Below are 9,440 nucleotides of genomic sequence, written 5' to 3'. Positions count from 1 at the left end.
AGACGACGCGCCACACCTCTCACCACCGCCGCGAGAGGTGGCCTCGCTTGTTCGGACAGGTTCTCGATATTTTTAAGTGGAACGTCCGGGGCAGTCATGCTGCCAATTTGATCGCAGGCAGTGTTGCGAAGTATGCCTCATCCGGCGTGCGGTCTTCCAGACTCGAATGAGGCCGTCTCTGGTTGTACAGATTGATGTAATCGCCGATTGAGCGCCGGGCGTGGCCGACCGATTCATAGGCTTTCAGATACACCTCTTCATATTTCACGCTTCGCCACACGCGCTCGACGAACACGTTGTCTCGCCAGGCACCTTTGCCGTCCATCGACAAGCGGATGCCCCGGCTGAGCACGGCCTCGGTGAACGCTATCGCGGTGAACTGGCTGCCCTGGTCGGTATTGACGATCTCAGGTTGCCCGTACTTCGCGAACGCTTCTTCCAACGCCTCGACAGCGTGCATCGCCTCCATCGTGATCGCTACGCGGTGGGCCAGTACCTTCCTGCTGGCCCAGTCCACCACGGCGGTCAGATACACGAAGCCGCGCGCCATCGGGATATAACTCGTATCCAGTGCCCAGACCTGGTTTGCCCGATTGATCGTCATGCCCCGCAGCAGATACGGCCAGATCTTGTGCTGAGCATTGCGTCGGCTCGTGTTCGGCTTGCAGTACAGCGCCTCGATACCCATGCGCTTCATCAGCGTGCGCACGCGCCTGCGGCCAATCTCGTGTGCCTCGCGACGCAGCAGTCGCGCCAGCATCCGCGCTCCGGCAAACGGAAACTCCATGTGCAGTTCATCGATCCGGCGCATCAGCAACTGGTCTGCCTCGCTCACCGGTTGCGCCCGGTAATACACGCTCGATCTTGCGATACCAACGAGTCGCGCCTGCTGCGAGACCGGCAATGCGTGCGTACGATCGATCATCGCTTTGCGCTCAGCAATCCCGCTTTGTTGAGCGCGCCGCTTAAAAAATCGTTCTCCAGCGTGAGCTGGCCGATCTTCGCATGTAGCTCCTTCAAATCGACTTGCGGCTCGCTCGACGCCGTGCCGCCTGCGCCAAACACGTCGGCGGCACGTTCCTGCAACTGCCGCTTCCATTCGGTGATCTGGTTCGGGTGCACATCGAACTGCTGCGCCAGTTCGGCTAGCGTCCGCTCGCCCTTGACCGCCGCCATCGCCACTTTCGCTTTGAACGCGGCTGAGTGCGTCCGTCGGGTTCTCTTCGTCATCTTCCTGGTTCCTTTGTCGGCATTATCGCCGGCTCAGGCCCCGAGCGTTCCACTTATCCGACTGTCCGAATTTGCGCGCCCACCTCTATCATTCTCAACGGCTTGAGCGCCTTTCCGGAGCCGGATGTATTGGCCACGTTGTGCGCTTGATATGATGAAGCCACGGGAGATACTCTTTCAGTAGCCTCATAAAACTGACGATATCTTTCCGTCGCACCGGATTGCTGCCCTTTACCGCATGAATGAACAACATTGGATTGCCCAGTCGACCGCTCGCATATGATTTGCCTACATCGCTTGTTTTGCCACGAATGACCTTTATCGGAGCGCCCAGCATCCCGTATTGCGCGAGCGTCTGATTCAATTCAAACAATGGACTCGTAGTTGAATCGTCTCCCATGCCGCTCCCAGCCGAACCGACCGGGCGTGTATGGAACACGGAAAAACGATCAATAATGCCAACCTTTCCAAAAGAAGCGACCCACTTGGGCCACAAGAAATCGACGCCCCAGCCTGATTGGTTCATCCCAAAGCTGTGTTTTATCGCATGCAAAGCATTCGACGAGAAACATGGCATCATCACCTCCACGAAATTTGTTTCGCGAAATTCAAACGCGCTGTTTTGCAACGTCGTTTGGTGACCGAAATAGCTTCTCTCGTCGAGAGACGGTTGCGCGAGTGCGAAATTCTCTCGTTCTACATACTCGAAGAAGTCGTTCAGGGTTTGAACATCCGTCAGGATGTCGTCGTCCGGGAGCCAGATGTAACGATATTGCAGAATCAATTGGGCATTTTGCAACATGAAGTCGTTAAGACCTTCCCATTTTGATCCTTTGAATCGATGTATGGCTTTGGCAAAGATGTCTGCATAATCTTCGTTCTTCCCGTAGTAACTCAGCATCAAATCAAAGTTGGGGGCCTGTCCGCCGCTGAACCATTGCGGATGCAAGGAACTGTCTCCACACCTCAGAACGACCAGGTACTTTTTCATCTCTCAATCTCCCTATGCGTTGAGAGCAGATTACGGGACACGGAAAGACAGTCACCGCGAAGAATTGCATTTGACCGACGCCGATCGCGCGAAACCATGAAACAGCTACTACGGCGCGCCCGATGCGCAGGCGAAGGCAGGTGCCAGCTAGAACTCCCTTATTCCCGCTCCCTGGATGAGTCCTTCTGCAGTCTTGAGCGCCGCACCAACGACCTGGTCCATGTTGTAGTAGCGATACTGCGCGAGCCTGCCCACAAAAGTAATATCGGCAACTGTCTCCGCAAGCGCGTTGTAGCGCAGGAACAATGCCTCGTTTTCCTTGCGTGGAATCGGGTAGTACGGCTCACCTTCGGCTCGCGGATACTCCCTGACGATCGAGGTGCCCGGATGCTGCTGCCCGGTGAGGTGCTTGAACTCCGTAATCCTCGTGTATTCGTGATCGTTCGGATAGTTGACGGTACCTGTCGTCTGAAAGCGCTCCACGTCGCTCAGATGCTGGTGCTGAAAATCCAGGCTGCGGTACGGAAGCTTGCCGAAGCGATAGCCGAAATACGCGTCGATCCGTCCTGTGTACACAAGGTGGCCGCATTCGATACTCGCTTTCACCTCGTTATAGTCGGTCGACAGTCGTACGTCGATATCTGGACTGCCAAGCATCTTTTCGAACATCGCGGTGTAGCCTTGCGCCGGCATGAATTGAAAAGTATCGGTGAAGTACCGGTCGTCGTCGTTCGAACGGGTTGGGATTCGCGCAGCGACACCCGCAGACAGTTCAGACAGATCGAGTCCCCATTGCTTGCGCGTGTAGCCACGGAAAAACTTCTCGCACAGATCGCGGCCAACGCTGCTGAGCACCGCGTCTTCGCTGGTGGAGACGGTTCCTCGCGCTTCACGTACCGACTCGAGAAACGCCACGGTGGCCTGCTCGTTCAGGTCGAGGCCATATAACCTGTTGATCGTCGTGCGATTAATCGGTATTGGATAGAGGCCCCCGTCTACATAGGCTTTCACGCGATGCTCGTAGAAGCGCCAATCGGTAAAAGCCGACAGGTATTCGAATATCCGCTTGCTGTTGGTATGAAAGATATGCGGACCGTACGGATGGATCAGCACGCCGTTCTCATCGTGCCGGTCGTAGGCGTTGCCGCCTATATGATTCCGTTTGTCGACGACGAGCACGCGTTTTCCGCTTGCCGCGAGGCGTTCGGCACAGACCGCGCCCGCAAAGCCGGCGCCTACGATAAGGAAGTCATATTTCATCTGTGCGCACCCTCGTTTGGAAAGCCGGAACCTTGCATTTGATCAGGTAAAGCGCCATCGAGGCCGTGACGAGAAACTCGGTGGCCAGCGCTGACATTGCCGCGCCCTGAGCGCCGTAAAACCATACAAGCGGCACGAGGATGGCAAGATTGAACAGGCCGGCGACGATCAGGATCTCGCTGACCTTCTTCTTCATGCCGAGCGGCAGCATCAGCTGAACGCCGAATACACCGCTTAGCCCGATGAGCAGTGGCATCGGCGCCATCCACTTCAGGACGATCACGGCCGGTTCGTACCCGGAGCCCATCGCGATACGAACGATCAACTCGGCGCCGCCCCACAGCGCGACCGAAGCCAGCAACATGGACGAGCCCGCCAGGTAAAACATCTTGCGCACCAGCGCAAACGCCTTGGCGGAGTCTTCGGAAAAGAGCGCCGTCACGCGCGGGTACACCGCGTTGGCGACCGGTCCGAGCGGCGCCTGGGCGAGGTTGCGGATCTTGTCGGCGACGCCAAAGAAGCCAACAGCGGCATCCCCCGCAATAAATCCGAGCACCACGCTATTGGTGGTGGTGTACAAACTGATCGCTGCGGTGGAAATGAACGTGTGCCAGCCGTCACGAAGCGTCTCCAGGATCTCCGCCTTGCCCGGCACCATCGCGACAATCATCCGGTCTTTTACGATCAGGAACGAGGCGACGAGTCCGGCAGCAACCACGCTCATCGAGCTGATCAGCGAGGCGATCCACGTGTCGGCCGGCGAGTGCACCAGGACGAACGTGAGCGGAAACAGCAGCAGCCGCGCGCTCAGCATAGAAACGGTAGTCAGCGTCATCTGCTCCAGGCCCTGGAACAGCCACTGCGGAAACAGCACCGTTCCGATCACGACCGGATAGGTCGCCAGCAGAACCGGCAGCAATTCGCGCAGTCTTGCCACGAACAACGCCACTAACAGCAGCATCGCGAGGCAGACCACCGCGATCAGCGCCTTGGCGCCTTGCGTCGCCCAGAAGATCTTCGACACCGCGTACCGGTCATTCTGGACCCGTGCGACGTGGGCAGTCGATGACCAGTTGAAACCGTAGTCGGTCAGCAGTACGAGGTAGCCAATGATGGCTTGTGCGAAGATGTATGCGCCAAAGTGTTCCGGGCGCAGCACGCGCAACAGGTAGGGAAATGTTGCAAGCGGCAGCAGCATGTTGGCTGCTTGCAGAATTGTCAGCGCAACGATGTTCTGTCGGAGTGGATTCGCCATGAGTTAGCCCGTTTTCAATACTTCGATGAAAGTTCAGGACAAGCGCGGCATAAGCATAAGCCCATCATATATGTCATACGCACAGGGTCACCAGATTTCGTCGTCAGTAGGCGCGGCCCGTTGGGGTACGCAAACGCCGTGCCTTTCAGAGGGTTAAACGGATACTTCCAACGCGCTCTGCGTTATGTGCCAGATGGCGCATTTCGCAGGATCAGTGATGATTGAAGCGTCTCACGAAGCAATAGAAGATCCACGGATGGATCTTGAGCATCGTCACCGCAACGGAGAGCTTCGGCCGCCCGTCCGCATACATGCCGATCAGGCGCTTCACACGCAGCTTCTTCGAAACGCTATATAGGATCGGGCTCGCGAGCTCGTAGCTCGGCGCGGTCATAGCGGCCTGAAACGCGATCGTGCGGTATCCGAAGATGTATCTGAGCCGGAACAACAGACGTTTGTAGTCGGGAATCGGGAGGAACGCAGTGCGTTTTTCAACGCGGTCGATGATGACAAAAAGATCGACGACCAGCGGGTTGAAGCGCCTGGAAATTGCCGATTCGCGGAACATGTATGAGTAAAGGCTGTCCGGAATGAGCCGCACGATTTTCGCGGTGGCGAGCGTCTGCACCGTCACGCAAAGGTCTTCGTAGATGAGAGCGCACGGATGGTCGGCCGCGACGAAAATGGAACGGCGCACGAGTTTGTTCCAGCAAAAGGCTTGCAGTTCCAGTCCCATGATTTTCTGCACGGCTTGCACGCCGGTGATGATGCAGTCGCCGGAATCGATGCGAGCGTTGACGGCGCCATCGGGGCTCACGTGTTCGGCGGCGAAAATGACGATATCGGCGTCGTGCTGGTCGGCTTCGCGCAGCACGGTGCGAATCAGATCGCGATGAACGTGGTCGTCGCTGTCGACGCAGAGCACATAGTCGCCGCGCGCTTCCGATGCGGCGATTTTTCGCGTTTCAGCGAGCCCTTTATTGTCGGTGTTCCTGATCAACTTCCATGGAATGCGATCCTGTTGCGCGAGCGGGCGGGCGGCGATTTCACCTGAGCGATCGGGGCTGCTGTCGTCGACGGCGATGATTTCGAAATCAGTGCAGGTTTGTGACAGCAGGGAATCCAGACAGTCTTCGATATAGTCCTCGACCTCGTAGACGGGCAGCAGAACGCTGATTCTCGGCGCGGACATGGACAGGCTCCTGGAAGCTTCGGTTTCTCCGGGCCAAGCGATGCCCGTTGTTTTGCTCTGCAACTCTGACCTCAATCTTCGTCACCATCGTTGCCGTCAAGGCCGTAGCGCCGTTTGTCCCGGCAATCCCAGCGGTGACGACCTGGGAGTCCGGTGATCTTGCGGATCCTGAAACCATCGGCGACATACAGCGCTCCGTCACGCCCGAACGCGAGCCCCCTTGGACCCGACAGCATCGCCTAAACCGCGAGACCGCCGTCACCTGCGTAGGCCGCCGCACCAACCATGCACGAATGGGACATCTCATGACACACACCCTTGGATCTGTCCTGACGCAAGTAGTCGACGGAATGATCCGTCGACGCCCGTAGCGGGCGATCAGCCGGAAGGCAGAGTTTGAATATAGTCCTTGGCGCGAGGGCATTTGAAACACTGACCCGAAGCGCTGAAGATCTGGCGCGTTTGTTCGAGTGTATGCGTCATCCAGTTCAATGAGCCATGCGAGAAAACTTCACATGTCCAGCGGGCGAAGCCCTACCGGGCGGTGACAAAGCTCCAAAGCGCTGCGCATTCTGTATCGCTGAACGTGTATTGCGGCATCGCCTTTTTCAGGACGATTCCGGTCGGATCAACACCGACATTCAAGGCCCGGCAGAACGAGCCCAAATCGTAACGACTCGGCGGGCCGCCGCGTCGGCGGGTATCGCTGAGCAGATACTGGCTTGTCAACGGGGGCGCAAAAGACGCTGCGTTGTCCGCGTGGCCGTGGCAATTGATACACCGGACCGCATTGTCAGGCAGCGTACGATTGTCGTCGCGCAAGTGCGCGACCAGCGCGTGCTGCCCGCTAAAGATCTCACGTCCCAGTTCGATGGATCGGGACGAATCGACGCCATTTGCCGCGGGTTCGACCGCAACCAGAAATATGGCCGCCACCACGTATATCTTGAAGGCGGCCCGATTCGAGGCGCGCGTCATCAATGGATTCGAATCGTGGTCGAGACGCTCGGTACGCCGTTCGCGTCGAGCGCGAATAACATGTAATAGCCGGGCACGGCGACTCCGGAATCGCCCGGAATCTGCAGCTCATACTGGCCTGGCTTTTTGCTCGCGCCAAAGCTTAACGGAACACGTCGCTGCTCGTTGTTGAGCGAATGCGTTGCCGACGATAGGCGCATCATCGAAAAAGCGCTGACCGCTCTATCAGTGCTCACTGAGATCGACGAACCCAGACTTGCGTTGGAAGGCGCCGACAAGATCGTGGGGCGTGATGCTGGCGAACCGTCCGCATTGAGAAGATACGGCGGCGTCAGTATTTCGACGTTAGGGTGGTTGGTCGCACATCCCCCGCACAAGCCCCCGCCACCGCTCAAAACGCGTCCGTCCGGCAAAAGCAGCGCGACGCTGTGATAAGTGCGCGGGACGGCCTGGGGCGCAAGCGGCGTGAAGCTTTCGGTCGCGGGGCTCCAGATCTCCGGCGTCAGAACCGCATTGTCGTCAGAAAAAGGCAGCGCATAGGTTTGACCGCCAACCACGACGACTTCGCCGTCGGGTAAGGCAACGCTGTTGGCATACGCGCGCTGATAATTCATTGGCGCTACCGTGCGCGTGCTCGCCCCTCCGTTGCTGATATCGATCAATGTTGCGTTCGACGTCGCGTAGTCGTTTCCGTAGTTAGGCGCACCACCGACCGCGAGGATTCTGCGGACGTCATACATGACCGCGTTGCCGGTCATCGCGTCATTGTCAGCCCCTCGATTGACCGGCGCCGATATGCTGCCGGTGCCCGCGGTGCTAATCCACTGCATCGCTCGACTCGGCCCTGCGTGGAAAACCGTGCCGTTCGAATCCGCGAACAACCACATATGGTTGTCCGCACGAAATATCCCTTCGGCATCGTTGGTTATGTCAGGGTCGCCCAGGTTGGCAGTTACCGCGGAATCCTCGCGCCAGCCCGACTTGCTCCACGTTTCTCCGCTCTTGCCTCCTAGCCCACCGTTCCACGAGCCCCCCAATACGAACACATCACCGTTGCTCAGTGTCACGCTGCCTTGATAGGCGCGCGGAATGTTCATCGGTTTCTGTACTGTCCAGTGTCCCGAGGCGGTGTTGAAAGCACTGACTTTCGCGCTAGTCGATCCACCCGTCACAAAGATATCGCCGTTGGGAAGATTGGCGATGCCTGGACAAAACATGTCGTGGCCGATATTGGTCACAAACAGCTGCGTGCTCGTTCCCGCCACCGGATCGAAGATCGCGGTATAGGTGCCCCGGTTGTTCTCGTGCCTCGTCAAATTCACTTCGCCGCCCGTAAAATCCAGCGGACTATCAGCCGACCAGACCAGCACCTTTCCATTCGGTAGATTAGCCGCTGCTACCGGCACTAGTGGTACGGAAATCGGTGCAGACCACTGCGACGGCGGCGCGGTCTGCGCTGTTGCGACCTCGCACGTCGCAATCGTCATCGCCCCAAGAACTATCAAGGCCAATGCTTTTTTGCCCGTTGCTGACGACTTTAAATGGCTTGGCGGAAATCGGTCTGGTTTCATCGCGACGCCCCCTTTCTGGTGACATGATATGAATGGTGTAATCGGCACTGTTGTTCAAACTCCCAGTACACCGAGAACATCACAAACTTCTTCGACACGCGGAACGCTGGACCGTCACAGGAGAGAAGTACTACTCCACGGGGACCATTTTCGCGGATTGGATCGACGTATTCGCCCAGCTCGACGAGGATGGACGCAATGTCATCGCGGCGGTCCGCACCGATCAGCCCGGTGTGACTCGCAGCGATGACTGCGCGCGGGCGGCGAAACCGGCTGGGATTTCAGCTCGCGCTGGTTCGCCGACGGCAGGACACTCGCGACCATCGAAGTGACGTCGCTCGTGCCAGTGGACCTGAACTGCCTGATGGTGGACCTCGAACGCACACTCGCGAAAGCCTACCGCGTGACCGGCGATGCGGGCCACGCCGAGAACCTCGAACTACGCGCCCGCGTGCGCGCGGATGCAATCCGCCGCGTCCTGTGGGATCCGCAACTGCACGCATTCGGCGACTACGACTTCGTGCACGGCACGCTGACGCACCGGCTCACCGCCGCGACCGTGTATCCGCTCTACGCCGGCGTCGCGCCACGCAACGACGCGCGTGAAGTGGCGCAGACGATCCGGCGCGATCTGCTGCGCCCGGGCGGCCTCGCGACGACGCGGACCAACACCGGCCAGCAGTGGGACGAACCGAACGGCTGGGCGCCGCTGCAATACCTCGCGGTGATCGGGCTGCGCCGCCGCTATAGCGAGCCGGAACTCGCGCGCGATATCGCGACGCGCTGGATCCGCACCGACGTCGCGTACTACCAGCGCACCGGCAAGCTCGTTGGACCTCAAAGCACAATAGATGAATGCCCGCAGGGCTCCGTCCAGCAAGGGCTTCAGCCGAATGGAAGCGAAGGCTCGACCGCTGGTGTGCTACGCGTGCTGATGCAGCTCTATCCGGACGCGATGAGTTC

General features: G+C 58.5%; 7 protein-coding genes and 2 pseudogenes. 2 read left to right on the top strand and 7 right to left on the bottom strand.

Annotated features, from left to right (window positions below; all coding sequences use genetic code 11):
- Positions 1–94: 94 nt before the first annotated feature.
- The 7 genes from OKW38_RS30235 to OKW38_RS30205 all read right to left on the bottom strand — a co-directional run bounded on the left by OKW38_RS30235 (position 95) and on the right by OKW38_RS30205 (position 8,477).
- A protein-coding gene (locus OKW38_RS30235; RefSeq protein ID WP_429364550.1) for an IS3 family transposase occupies positions 95–1,230 on the bottom strand; the annotation gives its coding sequence in 2 pieces (ribosomal slippage) (positions 95–966 and positions 966–1,230; 1,137 coding nt in all).
- 94 nt (positions 1,231–1,324) lie between these two features.
- Positions 1,325–2,221, bottom strand: a complete 897-nt coding sequence (locus tag OKW38_RS30230) for a DUF707 domain-containing protein (protein WP_429364548.1) — start codon at positions 2,219–2,221, stop codon at positions 1,325–1,327.
- Positions 2,222–2,368: 147 nt separating this feature from the next.
- Positions 2,369–3,481, bottom strand: coding sequence for a UDP-galactopyranose mutase (glf, locus tag OKW38_RS30225; RefSeq protein WP_429364546.1), 1,113 nt, complete (start codon positions 3,479–3,481; stop codon positions 2,369–2,371).
- The gene (locus OKW38_RS30220) at positions 3,471–4,736 is read right to left on the bottom strand and encodes a flippase (protein ID WP_429364544.1); all 1,266 of its coding nucleotides are present in this window, start codon (positions 4,734–4,736) and stop codon (positions 3,471–3,473) included. Before OKW38_RS30220 ends, glf begins: the two co-directional genes overlap by 11 nt.
- A 211-nt stretch (positions 4,737–4,947) precedes the next feature.
- Positions 4,948–5,928, bottom strand: coding sequence for a glycosyltransferase family 2 protein (locus OKW38_RS30215; protein WP_429364542.1), 981 nt, complete (start codon positions 5,926–5,928; stop codon positions 4,948–4,950).
- A 534-nt stretch (positions 5,929–6,462) separates the two neighbouring features.
- Positions 6,463–6,906: a hypothetical protein gene (locus tag OKW38_RS30210; protein WP_429364540.1), complete on the bottom strand. Its 444-nt coding sequence runs from the start codon at positions 6,904–6,906 to the stop codon at positions 6,463–6,465.
- Positions 6,906–8,477, bottom strand: coding sequence for a galactose oxidase-like domain-containing protein (locus OKW38_RS30205; RefSeq protein ID WP_429364538.1), 1,572 nt, complete (start codon positions 8,475–8,477; stop codon positions 6,906–6,908). The genes OKW38_RS30210 and OKW38_RS30205 overlap by 1 nt, the downstream gene beginning before the upstream one ends.
- Before the next feature lie 104 nt (positions 8,478–8,581).
- Between OKW38_RS30205 and OKW38_RS30200 the strand changes: the two are divergent.
- Positions 8,582–8,728, top strand: a pseudogene (locus OKW38_RS30200) (monooxygenase); the annotation flags it as partial.
- Positions 8,728–9,313: pseudogene (locus OKW38_RS30195) on the top strand (trehalase family glycosidase); the annotation flags it as partial. The pseudogenes OKW38_RS30200 and OKW38_RS30195, both read left to right, overlap by 1 nt.
- Between the last annotated feature and the right edge of the window lie 127 nt (positions 9,314–9,440).

This window comes from Paraburkholderia sp. MM5496-R1, from assembly GCF_050436205.1.
Lineage (GTDB): Bacteria > Pseudomonadota > Gammaproteobacteria > Burkholderiales > Burkholderiaceae > Paraburkholderia > Paraburkholderia tuberum.
The sequence above is the reverse complement of the archived record's forward strand: the minus strand, read 5'-3'. Positions and strand labels throughout refer to the sequence as shown.

Excerpts from the sequence above, each read along its gene's own strand:
- OKW38_RS30230 (WP_429364548.1), bottom strand. The coding sequence starts at position 2,221 with ATGAAAAAGTACCTGGTCGTTCTGAGGTGTGGAGACAGTTCCTTGCAT.
- glf (WP_429364546.1), bottom strand. The coding sequence starts at position 3,481 with ATGAAATATGACTTCCTTATCGTAGGCGCCGGCTTTGCGGGCGCGGTC.
- OKW38_RS30220 (WP_429364544.1), bottom strand. The coding sequence starts at position 4,736 with ATGGCGAATCCACTCCGACAGAACATCGTTGCGCTGACAATTCTGCAA.
- OKW38_RS30215 (WP_429364542.1), bottom strand. The coding sequence starts at position 5,928 with ATGTCCGCGCCGAGAATCAGCGTTCTGCTGCCCGTCTACGAGGTCGAG.
- OKW38_RS30210 (WP_429364540.1), bottom strand. The coding sequence starts at position 6,906 with ATGACGCGCGCCTCGAATCGGGCCGCCTTCAAGATATACGTGGTGGCG.
- OKW38_RS30205 (WP_429364538.1), bottom strand. The coding sequence starts at position 8,477 with ATGAAACCAGACCGATTTCCGCCAAGCCATTTAAAGTCGTCAGCAACG.